Source organism: Bacillus sp. B2-WWTP-C-10-Post-4 (genome assembly GCF_009183805.1).
GTDB classification, from domain to species: Bacteria; Bacillota; Bacilli; order Bacillales; family Bacillaceae_G; genus Bacillus_A; species Bacillus_A cereus.
The window spans coordinates 21962-43098 of sequence record NZ_WEII01000004.1; the positions used below are offsets into that span (position 1 = coordinate 21962).

The following is a 21137-nucleotide window of genomic DNA, read 5'->3' on the forward strand; positions in this document are numbered from 1 at the left end:
TTAGTTCACCCTTTCTAATTTTTCGTTGCTTGCTGCAATTAATAAGTTTAATTTGGTTAATGCTTTTCCAGAATCGATGCTATGTGCCGCGAGTTTAATTCCTTCTTCAATCGTTTCCGTTTTTCCATTTGCGAAAAGAGCTAGACCTGCATTTAATAAAACGGTATCGCGGTAAACACTCTTTTCTCCGCTCAATACGCCGACTGTAATCTTTGCATTTTCTTTCGAATCCCCGCCTCTAATCTCTTCATTGTTCACTATTGAGAAACCGTATTTCTCAGGTTCAATACTCGTTTCAACTATTTCATTATCTTTTAAAATGACAACGTGATTTTCCCCTTGTAATGATGCTTCATCTAAAAAACCACTTCCATTTACGACAAGCGCTTGTTTCCGGCCTAACTTTTGTAATACTTGTGCAACTGGTAATAACATATCTCGTTTATAAATACCGACAAATTGTGTTTCTAAATTCACTGGATTTGTTAAAGGGCCAATTAAGTTAAAGATCGTCGGCACGTTTAACTCTTTTCTTATTTTCATAATGCGCCTTAGTGCTGGATGCATCGCTGGTGCAAATAAAAATGCAATACCTACATGCTCTAGTAAATAATCAATTTCGTTTGGCGTACTACTAATATTTACACCTAGTTCTTCTAATAAGTCTGCACTTCCTGTTTTACTAGAAACAGCACGATTACCATGTTTTGCAACCTTTACACCTGCTCCTGCCAGTACGAATGCTGATGTTGTGCTAATATTAAACGTTTGAGCACCATCGCCACCCGTCCCGCAATTATCCATTGCTCCTTGTATATGGTTCGAAAACGGCAATGCCTTTTCGCGAAGAGCTCGAACGAGACCGTATATTTCTTCTGCAGTTTCACCTTTCGCTTTCAGTAAGACTAAGAAAGCTGCAATTTCACTTTCTAATATGTTTTCACTTAATAAAAGTAATCCTGCTTTATACATTTCCTCTTCTGTTAAATGTTGACCCTCAACTAATTTACGAAGATAGTTATTCATACTCTTTCCTCCTCTTTTACTTCTGTTAAAAAGGCACGTATTAACTTTCCGCCTTCTTCTGTTGCGATTGATTCCGGATGAAACTGTAATCCGAAGAGCGGATAATAATTGTGACGGACTGCCATTATTTCTCCGTCGTCCATCGCTGTCGCTAATATGTCAAAGCACTTTGGCAAGCTCGTTTGCTCTGCAACAAGGGAATGATAGCGCATCGCCGTTAACGGCTGTGTAGCGTATGAAAAGATTGACATTCCGTTATGTTTCACACGCGATGTTTTTCCATGTTTAATACGTTCTGCTCTAACAATGTCTCCTCCAAATGCAGCTATGATCGCTTGGTGGCCAAGACAAATCCCTAATATGGGAACGTTCTTATAAAAATGACGGATGACGTCGATACAAACGCCAGCATCCTCTGGTTTTCCTGGTCCTGGTGAAAGTACAATTCCTCTTGGATTCATCTCTTCTAACTGTTCTATCGTTATTTCATCATTTCTTACAACTACAATTTCTTCTTCATGTTCGCCTAACAGTTGATACAAGTTATATGTGAACGAATCGTAATTATCGATAAGTACAATCATTTCATTACCTCCAAAAGCGCTCTCGCTTTATTTAATGTTTCTTCATATTCAGCTACTGGATCTGAATCGTAAACGACTCCTGCTCCTGCCTGAACGTATGCTTTTTCATCCTTTACGACCATCGTTCGAATAGCGAGCGCCATATCAAGATTTCCTGAAAAACTAACGTATCCAACTGCACCAGCGTATACATTTCTTTTTTCATTCTCTAGTTCATTTATAATTTCCATCGCTCTAATTTTCGGAGCTCCAGAAACCGTCCCTGCTGGTAAGCAATACGCTAACGCATCAAATCCGCCCATTTGTTTTCGCAATGTTCCGTAAACTTCAGATACAATGTGCATAACGTGAGAATATTTTTCTACTTTCATATATTTATCTATCGTAACCGAGCCGATTTCGCTCACTCTACCAATATCGTTTCGCCCAAGATCTACAAGCATCATATGCTCTGCTCGCTCTTTCTCATTGCCTAACAGTTCTTTTGCGATTTCCTCGTCTTCCCTCTTCGTTTTCCCCCTCGGCCTTGTACCAGCAATTGGATTCGTCATCACTTTATCCTCCCTTACTGATAGTAAACTTTCCGGCGAAGAACCGAGTACAACATAATCTTGAAAATCGATATAGAACATATATGGTGATGGATTTGCAATTCGAAGTTTTCGGTATAACCCGAATGGATCCCCAATACATTCACTTTGTAAACGCTGTGATAGTACGACTTGGAATATGTCTCCCGCTCTTATATATTCTTTCGCCATTTCTACCATCTCACAAAACTCTTTTTCCGTTATAGAAGAAGTGAATGATAATGTGGATTGTATTGTATTTACTTCAGCTTCTTCTCCTTGTAGCACTTCCTCTTTGTATACTCGTAGCCTTTCGTATACTTCTTCATAATCTGCTGAATCATCTTGCCTGCATACATATACAAACGACAACTTTTGGCGTAAATGATCGTAAACGATAAACTCACGATATAGTAAAAGGTGTACTTCCGGAATATTTAATGGGTCGTGTAAATCCGCTCCAATGTTTTCATACTGCCGAATGACATCATATCCAATATAACCAACTGCTCCTCCGCAAAATGGAAATGGACTGTCTACTTGTGATGGTGCGATTACTTCTTCTAACACTTGCAGTACGTTACCTTGTAACTTTTCTGCCCGGCCGTAAATCGTTCGTTCCACTTCCGTACCAACGCTTTTCACTTCTCCATAAGGATTACATCCTAAGTAAGAATAACGCCCTTTATCTTGATGAAGCTGTGAACTTTCTAATAAGAATTTCTTCTTCCCTTTCATACGTCTATATAAAGAAATTGGCGTAATGCTATCTCCTTCTTCTTCAGTGATTACTAAAAATGTCTTTCTCTCTCTTTTTTGTTTTATAAATTCTTCTTTCGTCATCATGTCCTTCACCTCGCCCTGAAAAATAAAAAAGTCCTCTACATATCGAAAATATGTAGAGGACGATAAATATACCGCGGTACCACCTCGTGTTGGATGCAAAAGCATCCCGCTTTGTTCAGGTACAAAATTTATACCTTATCCTTGTAACGGCGGAACCCGGGTTGCCTACTGAAAATAATTGTTCAGCATACCTCTCGTAAGCCCATTCCGTATATGGCACCGTACCGGGCTCCCACCTATTCCCGGCTCTCTGTAACGTCTCCAATATACGTACTCTTCTTACTTAAACGATTTCATTTATTTAATTTTTTATACACAAAAAGGGAGTACTCATCCTATAGAAAGGACGGGTACTCCCGTGGTGCCACCTTAATTCGTTACAAATGTAACGCACTTTACCGTATCAAAAACAATACGTGTCTCTTGTATCGATGAGATCATGTCGCCAAAGCCTACTTCTTTCGTTTCGGTTTGGAAGCTCCGAAGCCCATTCCACATCAATTCCATACTGATTCGCACCAACCATCAGCTCTCTGACATGTTCATCATGTGTACTCTTCTTCATCAACGCTTGCATTTTTTTAAGTTGCACTCATTATAGACCTGACTTTTTTCACAAGTCAATACTTTTTCAAAAATTTAATTTTTCTTTCCTTTCAATATTATATTGACAAAACAACCTCTTTTTATGTAAATATAATAAATACTCTATTAAAAATAAGGTTTTTTGTATGAATATTATATATTAAAAAAGTAAAATGACATCAAAAAACGCTTACATTTCTGAAAATTCGTATTTCTATATGGATTTTTCAGAATAATCATGATAGATTATAAAGTGAAACTTTAATCAGTAGGGGTTTGTTCATCCCACTGATTATTAGTTAAATCAATCGGGCATTTACGGGCAGTTGCTCTCCCACCTAACTTCCTTGCCCAGCCAATTTTAAGGTGGGAGTTTTACTGCCCGTTTATGCGGGATAAATATGCATAACGCATCAAAAGACATGACAAAAGGAAGGGGAACTTCATGAGTACGCAGATGTTAACTTTAACTTCAATCTCTATTTACATGCTCGGGATGTTAGTAATCGGCTATTTCGCCTATAAACGAACGTCCAACTTAACAGATTATATGCTTGGCGGGCGTACACTAGGCCCCGCAGTAACGGCATTAAGTGCTGGAGCATCCGATATGAGTGGTTGGCTTTTAATGGGATTACCAGGTGCAATGTTTAGCGTTGGATTAAGTAGTAGTTGGATTGCGATCGGCCTAACACTAGGCGCATACGCAAACTGGCTTTATGTTGCTCCTCGCTTACGTACCTACTCAGAAATTGCAAATAACTCTATTACTATTCCAGAATTTTTGGAACACCGTTTCCACGACAAATCTCATATGCTACGTTTAGTATCTGGACTTGTTATTATGATTTTCTTTACTTTCTATGTAGCTTCAGGATTAGTTTCAGGCGCTGTATTATTTGAAAATTCATTTGGTATGAACTACCACGTTGGATTATTCATTGTAGCTGGTGTTGTTGTCGCTTACACATTATTTGGTGGTTTCTTAGCAGTGAGTTGGACAGACTTCGTGCAAGGAATCATTATGGTAGTTGCTCTTATTCTTGTTCCTATCGTAACAATTATGAATTCGAACGGACTGGGACCTGCATTTGATACAATTCGTTCTGTAGATCCAACACGTTTAGATATTTTTAAAGGTGCCTCTACTTTAGGGATTATTTCTTTATTTGCATGGGGCCTTGGTTATGTTGGACAACCTCATATTATCGTACGCTTTATGGCGATTTCCTCTGTAAAAGAAATTAAAAGCGCACGAAGAATTGGTATGAGCTGGATGATTTTCTCTGTTGTCGGAGCTATGTTTACTGGCCTTATCGGTATTGCTTACTACTCACAACAAGAGTTAACATTATCTAACCCAGAAACAATTTTCCTTGAACTCGGAAAAATTTTATTCCATCCACTTATTACTGGATTTTTATTAGCAGCTATTTTAGCAGCGATTATGAGTACAATTTCATCTCAATTACTCGTTACTTCTAGCGCTATAACAGAAGATTTATATCGTACATTCTTTAAACGTTCTGCTTCTGATAAAGAACTTGTATTTGTCGGTCGTATGGCTGTACTTGTTATTGCCTTAGTTGGGTGCGCATTAGCGTTTAAACAAAATGATACGATTTTAGCTCTTGTTGGGTACGCTTGGGCTGGATTTGGTTCTTCATTCGGACCTGCTATTTTATTAAGCTTATATTGGAAACGCATGACGAAGTGGGGCGCACTTGCTGGTATGATTTCTGGTGCCGCTACAGTCATTATTTGGACTCAATTCAAATTCTTAAAAGAATTCTTATATGAAATGATTCCTGGTTTTACTATTAGTTTACTAGTAATCGTAATTGTTAGTTTACTAACACAACCTTCAAAAGAAGTTAAAGAGCAATTTGAGGATTTCGAAAAACAACATCGTCATAATTTATAAAAAAATCTCTGCTGTTACGATAACAGCAGAGATTTTTTACAGTTCGACAATCTTCTTATCAAATTTAACAAATTCTTTATGTTTCGTTAAATTTAACATAACACTACTCCTTTATAGTATAAGTATCAGCACTTATACAGAAAGGGGACTCCAACATGTTAGCAGCTTTCCAGCAACAACAAACACGAAAATTTTCACCTATCACAAATACTTCTGCGTCTTGTTTAAACATGCAACCTAACCCGCCTAAAATTTCAATTGCTCCTTCTGTTATTTCAGTCATCGGTGTTCATATGGAAAAACATAAATTAAAAATAAAAACGGGACAAAACATTGTGTTATCAGCTTCCATTTTACCAATACAAGCAACGAATAAAGAGCTTATTTGGTCAAATATGAATTCTGATATCATCACCATATATCCAAAAGGTGACACCGTAACGATTACTGGAAAAAGTGCAGGTAAAGCAGTCGTAATTGTCACAACTGCTGAAGGCAAATTTCGTGACCTATGTGTCATTCATGTACAACCTTATATGACAAATCCAAAGTAAAAGAGTGGCTTCGTAGCCACTCTTTTACTTGATTTCAATATTTTAGTTTTTACTTTTTACAAGGTTAATAAAAAAAGATGAAGATTTATCTTGTTTATGATGGTTGAAATTCGAAATTGCCTGTTCTTCTGTATAAAAATTTGATGTAACTTCTTTCCCTGCTTCATCTATACTATGTTGCCTAACGCATCCTTTTAATACAAAATAACATTTTAACGGAACATTTCCTTGTCTTAGGAGCACTGTTCCTTTTTTATATTCTTCAATTTGTAATTCACTGAGGATCATTTGCTGCTCTTCTTCACTTAGTGTTGTAAATCTATTCATATACTTCTTTAATATCTCTTCCATTTTCCTCCCCCTTCTACGCCCGCATTTCTATAAAACAAAAAGAGAAGTATCATAACTTCTCTTTTCTCCCCTAACACTATAATTCCTGTGTATACACCGGCTCGTTTACGACATTTTTTGCTGTTCGCTTTTGTTGCTGCATTAAGAAAACAGATACACCAAACAATACGAGCATGCTACCGATCATTTGCATTGCATTTAATTTTTCTCCAAGTAAGAAGAACGCAAGTATAGATGCTCCAACAGGTTCTCCTAAAATACTCATTGAAATTGTCGTTGCATTTACATAATTTAATAGCCAGTTATTAATTACATGTGACACTGTCGGCACAACCGCAAGTAAAAGAAAAACAGTCCAATCCCACTTCGTATAACCTGTAAAGGGTACTTGTAATATAACATTATAAATCCCCATAAAAAGACCTGCGAACGCAAAGACTGTAAAGCTATAAATCCAGTGCGATACTTTCTTCACTGTCGTTTGCCCGATAAATAAATAACCGACAACCGCTATTACACTTAGAAAGGATAATATGTCACCATAAATTGCTTGCTTACTTAAACCTAAATCTCCCCAACCAATGCACATTACTCCTAAAATAGCGATTCCCATCGTTGCAATGGCTGAATATGTTGTTCTTTCTTTAAATAGAAAAAAACCTCCAACTAAAGATACGATTGGTTGAAGTGCCAAAATAATTGTTGAACTAGCAACTGTTGTATGCTTTAAAGATTCAAACCATAAAAGAAAATGAAGTGCTAAAAAGAAACCAGATCCAATTAAAAAGCCCCAATCTTTCATTTGAATCCTATTAAATTCCTCTCTTTTTTTCCATACGATAGGCAGCATAATAAGTACGATAATCCATAAGCGGTACATACTTAATATTGAAGATGGTGCTGAGGACATCTTTACAAAAACTGCTGCAAACGAAATGGCAATTATAGAAATTGCTAATGGTAGTGCGATTGATTTTTCTTGTTTCAAATCCTGTCTCCCCTCTCACCTGTCAAAAATCCCACTTCATTATATCCGTTTTCTTTCGCAACTTAAATACTAATTTTTTAGATTCTTCGTACCATTATGGTAAAATAGAAATTAAGGCACCGATTAGTGAATATTTCTTTCCTTTTCACTACAAGCGTCGCTCTTACAATCGTTACAGTAAATTTTTATTTAGGGGGATCTACATGAGTCAAACAATAGGGAGAATTGAAGAAATTTCATTTTATAGCGCATCACTCCAAGAAGACGTTACACTTCTCGTTTATTTACCAGTAAATTACACGCCACTGCACAAACATACAGTTGTAATTGCACAAGATGGTAGAGATTATTTTCAGCTCGGTAAAGCGCACCGTGTAATTGAGCGCCTTCGTGAAACCGAAGAAATTGACCGTACAATTATTGTCGGTATTCCATATAAAAATGTACATGATCGTAAAGAAAAATATTTCCCAAATGAAGTAAAAAATGCTGCATATATTCGTTTCCTTGCTCATGAACTTGCACCATATATTGATGAAAATTATCCAACGTACCAAATGGGAAAAGGTCGTGTTTTAATTGGTGATTCTCTTGGCGGAACAGTTTCCTTTATGACTGCACTTATGTATCCGCATACATTCGGTAAAGTCGTTATGCAATCACCATTTGTGGATGAGACAGTGATGAACTTAGCAAAAGAATTCAAAGATCCACAGGCGTTAGAACTGTATCACGTCATCGGTACAGAAGAAACGGCTGTAAAGCGTACTGATGGACAAGTATCTGATTTCGTAGGGCCGAACCGTGAGTTAAATACGCTTCTTACAGATAGAAAGTTCATCACGCATTATGAGGAATTTGAAGGCAATCATACTTGGAAATATTGGCAGACTGATTTACCGAAAGCCTTCTCTCATATTCTATCAATGAAATAATAGAGAGCAGTATTCAGAATAATTTGATATAATAGATAAAGAGATTTATTTATCTCAAAATCTAACTAGACTTACAAAGGGAGGAATTGGAACATGAAATTAGGCATTGTAATTTTTCCATCTAAAATGATTCAAGATAAAGCGAACGGATTGCGTAAACGTTATGACCCGCACTACGCATTAGTTCCGCCACATATTACATTGAAAACACCCTTTGAGGCGCAAGATGAACAATTAGAGTCGATTGTAAACGAGTTACATACAATCGCAAGTAAAACAAACCCTTTCACCCTTCATGTTGGGAAAGTTGGTTCATTCGCACCTGTTAATAACGTCCTTTACTTTAAAGTAGAAAAAACACCTGAACTTACTTTCTTAAATGAAGAAATGCATAGCGGGTTATTCACGCAAGAACGCGAATATGCTTTCGTACCTCATTTAACAATCGGACAAGGCTTATCAGATGCAGAGCATGCTGATGTGTTGGGCCGATTACGTATGAAAGATTTCTATTACGAACAACCAATTGATCGTTTCCATCTTCTATATCAATTAGAAAATGGAACATGGACTGTACACGAAACATTCCGTCTTGGAAAGGGGAACAACTAATTTGCACGCACAGATTGTACAAACAGACGAACAACTAAGAGATGCATTCTCTGTACGTAAACAAGTGTTTGTAAATGAACAACGTGTCTCTGCTGAAGAAGAGTACGATGAGTTTGAAGAAACTTCAACACACGTTGTTATATATGACAATGATGTTCCAGTTGGTGCTGGACGTTTCCGCATCCTTGATGGTATAGGAAAAATGGAACGCATTTGCGTGCTAAATTCCCATCGCAAAAAAGGGATTGGAAAAATTGTTATGGATTCTCTTGAAGCGTATGCAAAAGAAAATTCGCTACCAAAATTGAAACTTCACGCTCAAACACATGCTGAAGATTTCTATAAAAAACTTGGATATGTAACAAGTTCTGATGTATTTATGGAAGCAAATATCCCGCACGTTGTAATGATAAAAGAATTGTAATTTGAAAACAGGAGGTGACCCCTCCTGTTTTTTTACATTGCTATTTTCTTTTTCTTCCGCTAAAGTTAAATGTTGATGCTATAGTTTTGAAGGTGAACATATGACACAAGAAAAATTTTCACAAAAATCGTTAACACACGCTGATATTCCGCGTGCGACATATCATATTCCGAAAACATCTACCCATTTAATTATGGAAGAAGATGTAGATGCGGCTTATTTCCGCGCTCTCGAACAACAAAATGTTTTTTTAAACGAAAAACAATTAGAAGCCGTGCGTACAACAGAAGGTCCTGTTCTTACACTAGCTGGTGCCGGAAGCGGAAAAACATCTGTTTTAACAACTCGCGTAGGTTATTTAGTAAATGTAAAACAAGTTCATCCACGAAATATTTTATTACTTACATTTACACAAAAAGCAGCTGAAGAAATCCGAAGTCGTGTTGCGAAGTTACCGGGTATGAATCATGCAGCAAGTAGTTACGTTGTTGCTGGTACATTCCACTCTGTTTTCTTAAAATTGCTTCGTAGCCAAGGGTATAATCAGCAAATTTTAGCAAATGAAAAACATAAACAAATTATGATAAAAAAAATTTTAAAAGAATTGCGTTTAAAAGACGATTACGATGCGGAAACGATGCTCGCGATGATTTCACTTGAGAAAAACAAATTAAATCGTCCGAAAGATGTAAAAGCGAAAACACCAGTCGAACAAGAATTTAAAGAAGTATACGAACGTTTTGAAGAGGTAAAACAAAGATACAATTATATTGATTTCGATGACATCTTATTGGAAACATATTATATGTTAGAAAATAATGCTCCTTTACTAACTCAATTACAACAACGTTTTCACTACATTGAAGTAGATGAGTTTCAAGATACATCCTATGCACAATATGAAATTGTAAAATTGTTAGCCACGCCAAGAAATAATTTATTTATCGCAGGTGATGACGACCAGGCGATATACGGCTGGCGAGGAGCAAGTCACCAAATTATTTTATCTTTTCCAAAAGAATTTGATAACACAACAATCATTGCACTAAATACGAATTATCGATCCAATCCCTTTATCGTCGGGCTTGGAAATGAAGTTATAAAATTAAATCAAGAACGTTTTGATAAAGAGCTATACTCTGTTCGTGAGGAAGGTGTACAACCTTTTTATGCAAGACCTGCTACGACTCTTGATGAAGCAAATCAAATTTTGCAGCTTATTCAAGAAAAAGTAGAGAGTGGTGAACGTAACTTTAAAGATTTTTGTTTACTGTATCGCACACATTCTGTAAGTCGTTCGTTACTTGATCAGCTTACCATCCATAAAATCCCGTTTATTAAACACGGAGCGAGCCAATCATTTTATGAACATTCTTTAATTAAGCCTGTATTAGATCATCTACGACTTGTGATTGAGCCGTTTCGACTAGAATCACTTTCAAACATATTGCCGACGATGTATATCGGACGTGATGATTGTATTTCATTTATTGAACGTGAACAATGGAAATATGGTGAGGGGCGCTTCCCTTCTCTTCTTCATTTCTTACTATTAAATCCAAGCTTAAAACCTTTTCAAGTGAAAAAGGTAAATGAGCGCATCGATTTTATTAAATTTATAAAAGAATTAGAACCGAAAAAAGCATTAAAAGAAATCATTCATGGTAAAGGAAAATATTTAGAGTACTTGCAAAGTAACGATCGTTCTTCCTTTACAATGCATAAAGACATACAAGAAGAAATGTTGGAAGAATTAATGGAGTCTGCCACTCGTTTCACCGATATTCCAGCTTATTTACAATTTATCGACGAGGCGATTCAAGGTCAAAAAGAAATGGAAGCATTAAAAACAATGCCGCAAAAAGATGCCGTTTCACTTATGTCAATTCATAACGCAAAAGGCCTTGAATTTCCATGTGTCTTTTTACTTGGAGCGAGTGATGGAATCCTGCCCCATACTTCTTCTTTAAAAGATGCAAATGATCGTGTTACGGAAACTTCTGAAGCGTTAGAAGAAGAACGCCGGTTACTGTATGTCGCCATTACACGTGCGAAAGAAGAACTTTACATTTCTTCTCCGCAATTTTTCAGAGGAAAGAAATTAGATATATCTCGTTTTTTATATACTGTGCGAAAAGATTTACCTGAAAAGACATCCACTAAATAAGGATGTCTTTTTTTTATATCACGCTATGTACATCCCTCCTATATAAATTCCTTGTTTTTATCGTAAGAATTAACGTAATATCAGCCATATCCCACTCATATTGTAATAGTGTATGTCAGAACTCACGAGAAGGAGTGAACATAATGAGCTGCAATTGTAATGAAGATCATCAACATGAGTGTGATTTCAACTGTGTATCGAATGTCGTTCGTTTTATACATGAACTACAAGAATGTGCAACGACAACATGTGGATCTGGTTGCGAAGTTCCATTTTTAGGTGCACATAACAATGCATCAGTAGCGAATACACGTCCTTTTATTTTATACACAAAAACTGGAGAACCTTTTGAAGCATTTGCACCATCTTCAAGCCTTACTAGTTGCCGTTCTCCCATTTTCCGCGTAGAAAGTATAGATGATGATGACTGTGCTGTATTGCGTGTATTAACTGTAGTTTTAGGTGATGGTACCGCTGTACCACCTGGTGACGACCCAATCTGTACGTTTTTAGCTGTACCAAATGCAAGACTAATATCAACCTCCACTTGCATTACTGTTGATTTAAGTTGCTTCTGCGCTATTCAATGCTTACGTGATGTTTCTATTTAAAACTAAATAATGAGTTAAGCATGGATTGGGTGGCAGATAATTCTGCCACCCAATCCATGCTTAAAGAGTATTCTTATGTAAATTTCTTAAAATTGGGAACTTGTCTAGAACATAGAACCTGTCCTTTTCATTAACTGAAAGTAGAAACAGATAAAGGAGTGAAAAACATGTTCTCTTCTGATTGCGAATTTACTAAAATCGATTGCGAGGCAAAACCAGCTAGTACACTACCTGCCTTTGGTTTTGCTTTCAATGCTTCTGCACCTCAGTTCGCTTCACTATTTACACCACTACTATTACCTAGTGTAAGTCCAAACCCAAATATTACTGTTCCTGTAATCAACGATACAGTAAGTGTCGGAGATGGCATTCGAATTCTGCGAGCTGGTATTTATCAAATTAGTTATACATTAACAATTAGTCTTGATAACGTACCTACTGCACCAGAAGCTGGTCGTTTCTTCTTATCATTAAATACACCAGCTAACATTATTCCTGGATCAGGTACAGCAGTTCGTTCTAACGTTATTGGTACTGGCGAAGTAGATGTATCCAGTGGTGTTATTCTTATTAACTTAAATCCTGGTGACTTAATTCAAATTGTGCCAGTTGAGTTAATTGGAACTGTAGACATCCGTGCGGCAGCATTAACAGTTGCACAAATTAGCTAGTAAAAAGCGGTATTTCTAATACAGAAATACCGCTTTTTATACATAATAAAAAACACTCACAGTAGCATGAGTGTTTCATTCTTCATATTGTTTTATTGTGTTCTTCTTTTTCCCGCAATTGCATCCCTTTTTCTTCACAAATCCTTGTTGTTGTAATTGTTCTTGATATGCCTGTTGTTGTGCTTGGTGTTGTTGCTGTATATGATACCACTGCTGCAGGTCATATGAATTCTGCCTTGGATTATTGCTCACAGCAAACATCTCCTCTACTGTCAATTCTGTCTATTTACTATATGAACAACTCTTTATTTCCGTTCCCTCATTCTTTTAAACTCCGCTTTTTCTCGTATTATGAAAATATATTATTCTCCCATAAAATATCCTGTAATTGTTTCAATGATGGCTGCTGCTCCTGCAATAGCTAATAATGCAAGTAACGGTTCCGCAACGATAGGGATCCAATTATATAAGACTAATAAAAAAGCACTAACCCATACACCTGTACACCAATAACAGCTTAATAATTCGCCAATCCACTTTCTTAATCCATTACCTTTCACTTTTGTAAACGTTGATACACTTCCATCCGGCTCCGTAATCTCTAATTCATCAATAAATGGTCTTCGCAAAAAGGCTGTAATTTTATCATAAACAATTAAACGAGTGAGCCTAAAGGCAGCTAACGCAAAAATAAAAAATAAAAGCCAGCTTGTAAACAGCATAATTCCACCTTCCCTTATCCTCTTTCGCCTATTTAAAAAAAAAGGTCTTGAGATTGTGACCAAATCTCCTCGACTCCAATATCTTATTAATGTAAATACAAACAAGAAGATAAGGAGTGACATTAATGAGTTGTAACGAAAATAAACACCATGGCTCTTCTCATTGTGTAGTTGACGTTGTTAAATTCATCAATGAATTACAAGATTGTTCTACAACAACATGTGGATCTGGTTGTGAAATCCCATTTTTAGGTGCACATAATACTGCATCAGTAGCAAATACACGCCCTTTTATTTTATACACAAAAACTGGAGAACCTTTTGAAGCATTCGCACCATCAGCAAGCCTTACTAGCTGCCGTTCTCCAATTTTCCGTGTGGAAAGTGTAGATGACGATAGCTGTGCTGTATTACGTGTATTAACTGTAGTATTAGGTGACAGTTCTCCGGTACCACCTGGTGACGATCCAATTTGTACGTTTTTAGCTGTACCAAATGCAAGATTAATATCTACAACTACTTGCATTACTGTTGATTTAAGCTGTTTCTGTGCAATTCAATGCTTACGCGACGTTTCTATCGTAAAGTAAACTAAAAAACTATTGGGGTGGTAGAAGCTTTCTACCACCTTTACATATTTAAAAACCGGCCATACTAATCGATTGGATATCATCTATAGACAACCTAATATCTCTCATACTATTTTGCGGCATAATAGATACAATGCCATTACGATACGATATGATCGATCCAACATATGAGACTGTAGCTGTTTTTATTCTGCATCTTACTTTCGGAATGTAATGAGGGCGGTTTAGTAAAAAATGAATTTTTTCATCATTATTCATATCCTTAAATGATTTATTATACGGGACAGTTCTTACTGATTCTGGTTCTTGCTCTTCTTGTTCTATGTGTTCTTCTTTTTCTTCTTCTATTTTTTCTTCCACTTGCTGCTCTTCTTGTTGTTCTTGTTCTATTACCTCTTCCACAACACTGCTTACAGCATTTTCGTTTCTATTACTGCTCTCTTTTCGATCCTCATTTTCAAAGTTTGTTAAGATAATCCTTTTTATTTTCGGTGCAGCAAGTTCCAAATTTACTTGCGCAATATATAACAACGGTTTTCCAACTGTTGAACTTTTATTTTTATTCTTCACACTCGTCCCTCCCACTTCCATACGTAGCTGAATAAATCGTGTACTATTATAGTTATATTCATTACGTAGTAAGAACTTTCGTTAAAAATCGTTCTTTCTCAGAACAAATAAAAAGGACAATCTCAGCATTTAGAGATTGTCCTTTAAAAATTAATATTATATTTATCCTAGGATATGATACCCTGAATCAACGTGAATGTTTTCTCCTGTTACACCGCGTGCTAAATCACTGAATAGGAATACTGCTGTATCGCCAACTTCTTCTTGCGTTGTTGTACGACGAAGTGGTGCGCGCTCCTCAATTTCTCTTAAGATTGAGTTAAAATCGCCTACACCTTTTGCAGATAACGTACGAATTGGTCCTGCAGAAATAGCGTTAACACGAATACCGTGTTGACCTAAATCGTTCGCTAAATATTTCACGCTCGCTTCTAATGAAGCTTTCGCAACACCCATAACGTTATAATTTTTCACAACACGCTCGCCGCCAAGGTATGTTAACGTTAAAATATTTCCGCCTTCTGTCATTACTTTTTTTGCTTCTCTTGCTACAGCTGTTAAAGAGAATGCGCTAATATTTTGTGCAAGTAAAAATCCATCGCGAGAAGTATCTACAAACTCACCTTTTAAGTCATCGCGATTTGCAAAAGCAATACAATGTGCTACACCGTGAATAGTACCTACTTCTTGTTTAATTGTTTCAAAGCAAGCTGTAAGTTCCTCATCATTCGTTACATCACAAGGTAATACAAGTGATTCTTGTCCTTCTAATGTGTCCGCTAATTCACGAACGTTTCTTTCTAAACGTTCTCCTGCATATGTGAATATTAATTTTGCACCTGCATTATGCAAAGAGCGAGCAATTCCCCATGCAATACTTCTTTGGTTCGCAACGCCCATAACAACAAATGTTTTCCCTTGTAATAGTTCCATGATATATCCTCCCAGAAATACTTATACTTGTTATTAGTACCTGATACTATAATTATAGTACCATAAAACCGCTTAAAGGCAAACAAAAAAGTCATTAACAGAAATTTGTTAATGACTTTTGGTTTCTATAAAAAACCGCTCTAATCCTTCTTCCCAAGACGGCATTTGTGAAAAACCATTTAATCGTAGCATGTTATGTTGAAAAACAGAATATTTGGGTCTCGCAGCTGCAGCCCCGAATTCTTCCGTTGAAACAGGTAATACATTCACTTTCATATTGGCGTACGAAAATATCTTTTGTGCAAATTCAAACCAAGAGCATGAACCACTGTTTGATACGTGGTATGTACCGTATAAAGAAGTATGAATGAGCTTATTAATAACCATATTTAAATCCGCCACATACGTAGGAGAGCCAACTTGATCCGCTACAACGGATATTTCATCTCTTTCTTTTCCTAATCGCATCATCGTTTTCACGAAATTATTTCCATATTTACCATATAGCCACGATGTGCGAACGATAAAATATTTATTATGTAACTCTTTGACGAACTGCTCCCCCGCATACTTAGAGGCCCCATATATATTTATCGGCGCTGGACTATGAAATTCGTCGTATCCATCTGGTCTGGCACCTTGAAATACATAATCAGTACTAATATAAACTAGCTTTGCCCCTACTAATTGTGAAGCAACCGCTACATTTCGAGCTCCGATTGCATTTATTCTATACGCAAAATCCTGTTCTTTCTCCGCATGATCTACTTTCGTATAGGCAGCACAATGAATAATTATATGTGGTTTTATTTCTTGTACCACTTGTTGTATTCGAGATATATTTGTCACATCTAATAACTTTTTATCAAATGGATATATATCATATTCTTCAGAGTCTAACTCTTCAAATAGTTGCTTTCCTAATTGACCGTTTGCTCCTGTTATGATAACCCTCTCTTTCATTTAACATGCCCCTTACTGGTCTTTTAGTGGTTTCCACCATTCCTTATTCTTTTCATACCATTTCACCGTCTCTTGTAATCCTTGTTCAAACGTGTATTTCGGTTCCCAATCAAATTCATTCTTCATTTTCTCTGCATCAATCGCATAACGACGATCGTGCCCTAAACGATCTGTAACATATTCAATGTCTTTTTTTGTTTTTCCTAAAAGAGTAATAATTTGTTCCACAACTTCTACATTTGTTTTTTCATTATTTCCACCTATATTATATACTTCTCCTACACGTCCCTTATGCAGAACAACATCAATCGCACTGCAATGATCCGTTACATGTAACCAATCTCTTACATTTAAACCATCACCATATAGCGGTAGTTTTTTTCCTTCTAGTGCATTCGTAACCATTAATGGAATTAATTTTTCAGGATACTGGTACGGTCCATAATTGTTAGAACAACGCGTTACTATAACCGGTAATTGATATGTTTTATAGTAAGATAGAGCTATCATGTCCGCGCTCGCCTTACTTGAAGAATATGGACTATTTGGAGCTAACGGTGTTTTCTCTGTAAACTTCCCTGTTTTTCCTAAAGAGCCATACACTTCATCCGTTGACACTTGCACAAGTTTTATATGCGAATATTTTTTAACTAGTTCTAATAAAGTAACTGTTCCAATTACATTTGTATCATAAAAAGGAATCGGATTTTCAATACTACGGTCCACATGTGATTCAGCTGCAAAATTTACAATCACTTGTACGTCTCGCTCTTTTATAACGTGTTCTAATAGCTCTCCATTTTGAATTTCTCCTTTTACAAAAGAGTAATTCGGGTGATCCTGAAGAGATTTTACGTTATTTAAATTCCCACTATATGTTAATGCATCGTAATTAATAATTTTATATGTTTCATAACTTTGTAGCATGTAATGAACGAAATTACTTCCAATAAATCCAGCCCCACCTGTTACTAATATATTCATAAACAACTCTCCTACTTAAAAACTATCTTCATATTCCTCTAGTAATGGTAATATCTGATCCTTATCGGACAATATAGGATCGGTTACTGGCCAAGGAATTGCTAAATCTTTATCTTCCCAAAGTAATCCTGAGTCATGCTCTGCGCTATAATATTCATCTACTTTATACATAACGATAGTATGCGGGACAAGCGTGCAAAATCCATGTGCAAACCCTTTTGGCACTAGTAATTGCCGATGGTTATCTGCACTTAAAATATATCCTTTCCATTGTTTAAATGTCGGTGATTTTTTTCGTAAATCAACGATAACATCATAAATTGCCCCTTGCATAACTTGAATGAGTTTCGTTTGTGCTTTCGGATTTTTTTGAAAGTGTAGTCCCCGAATCGTTCCTGCCTTAGCCGAATAAGATACGTTATCCTGTACAAATGAATACGTTATCCCTAATGTTTCTAGCACCTGCTTATTATAGCTCTCTGAAAAAAAGCCACGATCGTCTCCAAACAACCTCGGTTCTAACAATTTTGCATCGGTAAAATTTGTTTCTACAACTTTCATATTCTCACCTATTCTCCGTTAAACTGTTTCCCAAAATTAATATCCCGTGCTAACGTATTCGCCTTTTGAAGCGAAGCATGAGTTCCCGCATCAGTCCACCAGCCGCTCATTTCATTATAAGTAAGTACCCCTCGCTTTAAATACCAATTATTTATATCTGTAATTTCAAGTTCTCCCCGTGCAGAAGGTTTTAATTCTTTAATATAAGAAAAGACTTTCGAATCATACAAATAAATTCCCGTAACCGCATAAGAACTTTTCGGCTCTTTCGGCTTTTCTTCAATTTCAACTATTTTTCGGTTTTGAATATGTGCTACGCCAAATCTTTCGGGATCTTCTACAGATTGCAATAGCACTTTCGCACCTTCTTTTTGGTTTGCAAACTCTTCAACATACGGAAGAATATCATCTGAAAAAATATTATCCCCTAATATAACTACCATACGATCATTCCCGACGAAATCTTCACAAAGTCCTAACGCCTGTGCGATCCCGCCCGCTTTATCTTGCACACGATACGTAAAGGACACTCCAAATTCATGACCACTCCCTAAAAAGCTAACAACATCCCCCATATGCTCTTTACCTGTAATAATCATAATATCTGTAATATCGCATTGTTTTAGCTTATATACCGCATGATAAATCATCGGATACCGACCAACAGGAAGTAAATGTTTATTCGTTACTTTCGTTATTGGATATAATCTCGATCCAGTACCACCTGCTAAAATAATTCCTTTCACTTTGCATCTCTCCTTTATGATGGAGATAATATATCTTTGTAATGTTCTACAAACACTTTCCGGTACTTCTCATATGTATCCGCATCAAACTCATCCCCGTTGTAATGAATACACCATAAATTTGCTTGATTTGGGATACCAATTAAATAACCAGCCCTTTGAAACTCTAAAGACTGTGACACATCATAAAAGTGAAACCCTTGAAACAAATCTTCTCGCCACGGAATATCATACTGCGTTGCCATGAATAAACCATCAATTGCCTGAACTGACAAAAATGGTTGATTACCATAAAAAACCTGATCTAAATTTAATAATTGATAATTCCGTCTTCTATACTCAATCACTTTCCCTACTAAATTTTTCCCTTCCCACCATATCCCGTTATTCGGTAAAAACTGAGCCCCAGCGACTCCTATTAAACCAAGCTTTTCATTTTCTTTAAACAGAGATATAAGTGTAGAAAACATGTCTCGATTAATAAGATATGTATCTTGATGTATATACACTTTGTATTTCGCTGGATATGAAAGGGCTCGGTTGTAAGCACTTGCCATACTTTGTGCATCTCGTATCGGAAAAATTTGTACTGTGTAACCTGGGGGAACAAAAATGTTTCTTATTTGGCTCTCACATTGTTTGAAAAGCTCCTCATTATTTACACAAACAACGACTAATATTGTATGATCTTTCATTTTTGTCCCCCCTTTTATTCTTCCTTATTTACATCTGACATATAGTGTTCCACAAATATTTTCCGATACTTTTCATAGTTCGTCATATTCACATCAAAATGATAATGGATACACCAAGCATCGCGCTGTACAGGTACACCGACTGTATATCCTGCTTTTTTAAATTCAAATGATTGAGATACATCATAAAAATCAAATCCGTCAAATAAATCTTCTCGCCACGGAACATCATATTGTGTCGCCATTAATAAACCATCAATACATTCTACAGGAATAAATGTTTTTGATTCATGATATGGTTGTTCTAAACTTGCCATATAAAACAAATCATTCATATAACCAATGACCTTTCCTACAATTCCACGCCCTTCGTTCCATACGCCAGTCGGAGGAACATATTGCGCTCCAACCATCCCAATCATCCCAAGGTGTTCATGTTCCTCAAATAATTGAAGTAATCCGTATAAAAAAGCCCTATTTATAATAAAAACATCTTGATGTAAATAAACTTTATACTTCGCTGGATGCGAAATGGCTTGATTGTATCCACTCGTCATACTTTTCGCATTTCGAATCGGCATAAATTGTACAATATACCCTGGCGGTACTAACAATTGCAATATATGACGCACGCAGTTTGCATACAATTTCCGATCATTTATACATGTAACAAATAATATTGTTTTGTCTGCAGCACTCATAATTGTGATTTTTCAGCTTCAATAATATACTGAAATACAACTGTCTCAGCCATGAAGCCACTTCCAAGACGATATTTTTTACAAATTCCATATAACTCCTCAATAAGCGGTTCATACATTTTATGATCAACATATACACGATCTACTTTACTAATAACATATCCTGCTTTTAAAAACATTCTTAGCATTTCATTAAATGTAAAGAAACGAATATGTGTTTTATCTAATAAACCATATTCTGTATACGTCCAGTTTCCAGCAAGTAAGGGAGCTAATACTGAAATATGAGCAACGTTTGGTATACTTGCTAGAATCACACCATTTTGCTTTATATATGGCTTTACTTTTTCTATTACAGCCCACGGATCAAATAAATGCTCTAATACATCCCCAAATATGACGCAATCAAATTGCCCCTCCTCATAAGGAAGATCTATTTTTTCTATATCCCCTAAAATAACATGATCTAGTCTTTCTTTCGCTTTTTCTGCCGCCTCTGGAAACGCCTCAATTCCTGATACACGTGTACCATTTTCTTTAATAGCCGCTCCCAATGCACCGCTCGAGCAACCAATATCAAGAACTTCTTTCCATTCCTTTTTTATATGCTTTAATAAATTCGGATTCGCTGCATTATAATAATGTTCGGATTTTTCTTCATATAAAGAACTTTTTTCGCGATTCATTTCACACACTCCTTATGCAAATTGAATTAGAAATATAAATCTCATATGAATTCTATAAAGTGCAGTTTTTGTTCCTCCCCATTGATTATTAGTCCGCAAATAGCAGTATAAAATTTTTTATCTATATTGGTTACGTTAC

Annotated in this window: 24 protein-coding genes, 1 pseudogene and 2 other annotated features; of the genes and pseudogenes, 9 read left to right on the forward strand and 16 right to left on the reverse strand. The window is 36.2% G+C overall.

From position 1 onward, the window contains the following. The 3 genes from trpD to trpE are packed head-to-tail and all read right to left on the reverse strand — an operon-like array spanning position 1 to position 3025. Complete coding sequence (gene trpD, locus GBN78_RS03660; protein ID WP_001067359.1) at positions 1 to 1026, reverse strand: anthranilate phosphoribosyltransferase; 1026 nt, start codon at positions 1024 to 1026, stop codon at positions 1 to 3. Continuing rightward, complete coding sequence (locus tag GBN78_RS03665; protein ID WP_152126962.1) at positions 1023 to 1610, reverse strand: aminodeoxychorismate/anthranilate synthase component II; 588 nt, start codon at positions 1608 to 1610, stop codon at positions 1023 to 1025. Before GBN78_RS03665 ends, trpD begins: the two co-directional genes overlap by 4 nt. Further along, complete coding sequence (gene trpE / locus GBN78_RS03670; RefSeq protein WP_025967016.1) at positions 1607 to 3025, reverse strand: anthranilate synthase component I; 1419 nt, start codon at positions 3023 to 3025, stop codon at positions 1607 to 1609. The genes GBN78_RS03665 and trpE overlap by 4 nt, the downstream gene beginning before the upstream one ends. A gap of 52 nt (positions 3026 to 3077) precedes the next feature. After that, positions 3078 to 3322 (reverse strand) — a binding site (T-box leader). Positions 3323 to 3364: 42 nt separating this feature from the next. Further along, positions 3365 to 3602: a binding site (T-box leader), on the reverse strand. A 453-nt stretch (positions 3603 to 4055) separates the two neighbouring features. On the opposite strand from trpE, the gene putP reads away from it, so the two are divergent. After that, positions 4056 to 5534 (forward strand): sodium/proline symporter PutP, encoded by a 1479-nt coding sequence (putP, locus tag GBN78_RS03675; protein ID WP_000107205.1) that lies wholly within the window; start codon positions 4056 to 4058, stop codon positions 5532 to 5534. 155 nt (positions 5535 to 5689) lie between these two features. Continuing rightward, positions 5690 to 6088 (forward strand): Ig-like domain-containing protein, encoded by a 399-nt coding sequence (locus GBN78_RS03680; protein WP_000878734.1) that lies wholly within the window; start codon positions 5690 to 5692, stop codon positions 6086 to 6088. A gap of 78 nt (positions 6089 to 6166) precedes the next feature. Here GBN78_RS03680 and GBN78_RS03685 read toward each other — a convergent pair. Together GBN78_RS03685 and GBN78_RS03690 are read right to left on the reverse strand one after the other, a co-directional pair. Continuing rightward, a pseudogene (locus GBN78_RS03685) lies at positions 6167 to 6439 on the reverse strand (Crp/Fnr family transcriptional regulator); the annotation flags it as partial. A gap of 76 nt (positions 6440 to 6515) precedes the next feature. Further along, entirely contained in the window at positions 6516 to 7427 is a 912-nt protein-coding gene (locus tag GBN78_RS03690) for a DMT family transporter (RefSeq protein ID WP_000806941.1), read from the reverse strand. Between the two features lie 203 nt (positions 7428 to 7630). On the opposite strand from GBN78_RS03690, the gene GBN78_RS03695 reads away from it, so the two are divergent. The 6 genes from GBN78_RS03695 to exsF all read left to right on the forward strand — a co-directional run bounded on the left by GBN78_RS03695 (position 7631) and on the right by exsF (position 12847). Continuing rightward, complete coding sequence (locus GBN78_RS03695; RefSeq protein ID WP_152126964.1) at positions 7631 to 8362, forward strand: alpha/beta hydrolase; 732 nt, start codon at positions 7631 to 7633, stop codon at positions 8360 to 8362. A gap of 93 nt (positions 8363 to 8455) precedes the next feature. After that, on the forward strand, positions 8456 to 8974 hold the full coding sequence (locus GBN78_RS03700; protein ID WP_000765863.1) for a YjcG family protein: 519 nt from the start codon (positions 8456 to 8458) through the stop codon (positions 8972 to 8974). Between the two features lies 1 nt (position 8975). Continuing rightward, entirely contained in the window at positions 8976 to 9398 is a 423-nt protein-coding gene (locus GBN78_RS03705; protein ID WP_000543295.1) for a GNAT family N-acetyltransferase, read from the forward strand. A gap of 100 nt (positions 9399 to 9498) precedes the next feature. Beyond that, positions 9499 to 11565 carry an ATP-dependent helicase gene (locus GBN78_RS03710; protein WP_000191204.1) on the forward strand — a complete coding sequence of 689 codons (2067 nt, stop codon included), beginning with the start codon at positions 9499 to 9501 and terminating at the stop codon, positions 11563 to 11565. A 143-nt stretch (positions 11566 to 11708) separates the two neighbouring features. Continuing rightward, positions 11709 to 12176, forward strand: a complete 468-nt coding sequence (gene cotY / locus GBN78_RS03715) for a spore coat protein CotY (protein ID WP_001277719.1) — start codon at positions 11709 to 11711, stop codon at positions 12174 to 12176. 167 nt (positions 12177 to 12343) lie between these two features. Continuing rightward, entirely contained in the window at positions 12344 to 12847 is a 504-nt protein-coding gene (gene exsF / locus GBN78_RS03720) for an exosporium protein ExsF (RefSeq protein ID WP_000492942.1), read from the forward strand. Positions 12848 to 12922: 75 nt separating this feature from the next. On the opposite strand, the gene GBN78_RS03725 is transcribed toward exsF, so the two are convergent. Continuing rightward, on the reverse strand, positions 12923 to 13108 hold the full coding sequence (locus GBN78_RS03725; RefSeq protein WP_029948404.1) for a hypothetical protein: 186 nt from the start codon (positions 13106 to 13108) through the stop codon (positions 12923 to 12925). A gap of 101 nt (positions 13109 to 13209) precedes the next feature. Then, a complete protein-coding gene (locus GBN78_RS03730) occupies positions 13210 to 13569 on the reverse strand; it encodes a DUF1360 domain-containing protein (RefSeq protein ID WP_000899664.1) in 360 nt (119 codons plus the stop codon). A gap of 125 nt (positions 13570 to 13694) precedes the next feature. Between GBN78_RS03730 and exsY the strand changes: the two genes are divergently transcribed. Then, positions 13695 to 14159, forward strand: coding sequence for an exosporium assembly protein ExsY (exsY, locus tag GBN78_RS03735; protein WP_001277740.1), 465 nt, complete (start codon positions 13695 to 13697; stop codon positions 14157 to 14159). Between the two features lie 48 nt (positions 14160 to 14207). Here the strand turns inward: exsY and GBN78_RS03740 are convergent, their stop codons facing one another. The 9 genes from GBN78_RS03740 to GBN78_RS03780 all read right to left on the reverse strand — a co-directional run bounded on the left by GBN78_RS03740 (position 14208) and on the right by GBN78_RS03780 (position 20998). Beyond that, positions 14208 to 14750 (reverse strand): spore coat CotO family protein, encoded by a 543-nt coding sequence (locus GBN78_RS03740; protein ID WP_152126966.1) that lies wholly within the window; start codon positions 14748 to 14750, stop codon positions 14208 to 14210. Between the two features lie 141 nt (positions 14751 to 14891). Further along, entirely contained in the window at positions 14892 to 15662 is a 771-nt protein-coding gene (gene fabI, locus GBN78_RS03745) for an enoyl-ACP reductase FabI (RefSeq protein WP_000421886.1), read from the reverse strand. A gap of 108 nt (positions 15663 to 15770) precedes the next feature. Continuing rightward, entirely contained in the window at positions 15771 to 16625 is an 855-nt protein-coding gene (rfbD, locus tag GBN78_RS03750) for a dTDP-4-dehydrorhamnose reductase (RefSeq protein ID WP_000664648.1), read from the reverse strand. Positions 16626 to 16637: 12 nt separating this feature from the next. Continuing rightward, positions 16638 to 17609 carry a dTDP-glucose 4,6-dehydratase gene (rfbB, locus tag GBN78_RS03755; protein ID WP_001024171.1) on the reverse strand — a complete coding sequence of 324 codons (972 nt, stop codon included), beginning with the start codon at positions 17607 to 17609 and terminating at the stop codon, positions 16638 to 16640. A 15-nt stretch (positions 17610 to 17624) separates the two neighbouring features. Further along, positions 17625 to 18170, reverse strand: coding sequence for a dTDP-4-dehydrorhamnose 3,5-epimerase (rfbC, locus tag GBN78_RS03760; RefSeq protein ID WP_000869413.1), 546 nt, complete (start codon positions 18168 to 18170; stop codon positions 17625 to 17627). An 8-nt stretch (positions 18171 to 18178) separates the two neighbouring features. Then, entirely contained in the window at positions 18179 to 18916 is a 738-nt protein-coding gene (locus GBN78_RS03765) for a sugar phosphate nucleotidyltransferase (RefSeq protein ID WP_000676160.1), read from the reverse strand. Positions 18917 to 18930: 14 nt separating this feature from the next. Next, on the reverse strand, positions 18931 to 19611 hold the full coding sequence (locus GBN78_RS03770; RefSeq protein ID WP_000651520.1) for a glycosyltransferase family protein: 681 nt from the start codon (positions 19609 to 19611) through the stop codon (positions 18931 to 18933). A 14-nt stretch (positions 19612 to 19625) separates the two neighbouring features. Continuing rightward, positions 19626 to 20312 (reverse strand): glycosyltransferase family protein, encoded by a 687-nt coding sequence (locus GBN78_RS03775; RefSeq protein ID WP_001271183.1) that lies wholly within the window; start codon positions 20310 to 20312, stop codon positions 19626 to 19628. After that, entirely contained in the window at positions 20309 to 20998 is a 690-nt protein-coding gene (locus tag GBN78_RS03780; RefSeq protein ID WP_001078431.1) for a class I SAM-dependent methyltransferase, read from the reverse strand. Before GBN78_RS03780 ends, GBN78_RS03775 begins: the two co-directional genes overlap by 4 nt. Positions 20999 to 21137 lie beyond the last annotated feature (139 nt).

Excerpts from the sequence above, each read along its gene's own strand:
- GBN78_RS03725 (WP_029948404.1), bottom strand. The coding sequence starts at position 13,108 with ATGTTTGCTGTGAGCAATAATCCAAGGCAGAATTCATATGACCTGCAG.
- GBN78_RS03695 (WP_152126964.1), top strand. The coding sequence starts at position 7,631 with ATGAGTCAAACAATAGGGAGAATTGAAGAAATTTCATTTTATAGCGCA.
- GBN78_RS03775 (WP_001271183.1), bottom strand. The coding sequence starts at position 20,312 with ATGAGTGCTGCAGACAAAACAATATTATTTGTTACATGTATAAATGAT.
- GBN78_RS03680 (WP_000878734.1), top strand. The coding sequence starts at position 5,690 with ATGTTAGCAGCTTTCCAGCAACAACAAACACGAAAATTTTCACCTATC.
- GBN78_RS03780 (WP_001078431.1), bottom strand. The coding sequence starts at position 20,998 with ATGAATCGCGAAAAAAGTTCTTTATATGAAGAAAAATCCGAACATTAT.
- exsY (WP_001277740.1), top strand. The coding sequence starts at position 13,695 with ATGAGTTGTAACGAAAATAAACACCATGGCTCTTCTCATTGTGTAGTT.
- GBN78_RS03730 (WP_000899664.1), bottom strand. The coding sequence starts at position 13,569 with ATGCTGTTTACAAGCTGGCTTTTATTTTTTATTTTTGCGTTAGCTGCC.
- GBN78_RS03740 (WP_152126966.1), bottom strand. The coding sequence starts at position 14,750 with ATGGAAGTGGGAGGGACGAGTGTGAAGAATAAAAATAAAAGTTCAACA.
- rfbD (WP_000664648.1), bottom strand. The coding sequence starts at position 16,625 with ATGAAAGAGAGGGTTATCATAACAGGAGCAAACGGTCAATTAGGAAAG.
- fabI (WP_000421886.1), bottom strand. The coding sequence starts at position 15,662 with ATGGAACTATTACAAGGGAAAACATTTGTTGTTATGGGCGTTGCGAAC.
- GBN78_RS03665 (WP_152126962.1), bottom strand. The coding sequence starts at position 1,610 with ATGATTGTACTTATCGATAATTACGATTCGTTCACATATAACTTGTAT.
- rfbB (WP_001024171.1), bottom strand. The coding sequence starts at position 17,609 with ATGAATATATTAGTAACAGGTGGGGCTGGATTTATTGGAAGTAATTTC.
- cotY (WP_001277719.1), top strand. The coding sequence starts at position 11,709 with ATGAGCTGCAATTGTAATGAAGATCATCAACATGAGTGTGATTTCAAC.
- exsF (WP_000492942.1), top strand. The coding sequence starts at position 12,344 with ATGTTCTCTTCTGATTGCGAATTTACTAAAATCGATTGCGAGGCAAAA.
- GBN78_RS03700 (WP_000765863.1), top strand. The coding sequence starts at position 8,456 with ATGAAATTAGGCATTGTAATTTTTCCATCTAAAATGATTCAAGATAAA.
- GBN78_RS03710 (WP_000191204.1), top strand. The coding sequence starts at position 9,499 with ATGACACAAGAAAAATTTTCACAAAAATCGTTAACACACGCTGATATT.
- rfbC (WP_000869413.1), bottom strand. The coding sequence starts at position 18,170 with ATGAAAGTTGTAGAAACAAATTTTACCGATGCAAAATTGTTAGAACCG.
- trpD (WP_001067359.1), bottom strand. The coding sequence starts at position 1,026 with ATGAATAACTATCTTCGTAAATTAGTTGAGGGTCAACATTTAACAGAA.
- putP (WP_000107205.1), top strand. The coding sequence starts at position 4,056 with ATGAGTACGCAGATGTTAACTTTAACTTCAATCTCTATTTACATGCTC.
- trpE (WP_025967016.1), bottom strand. The coding sequence starts at position 3,025 with ATGATGACGAAAGAAGAATTTATAAAACAAAAAAGAGAGAGAAAGACA.
- GBN78_RS03770 (WP_000651520.1), bottom strand. The coding sequence starts at position 19,611 with ATGAAAGATCATACAATATTAGTCGTTGTTTGTGTAAATAATGAGGAG.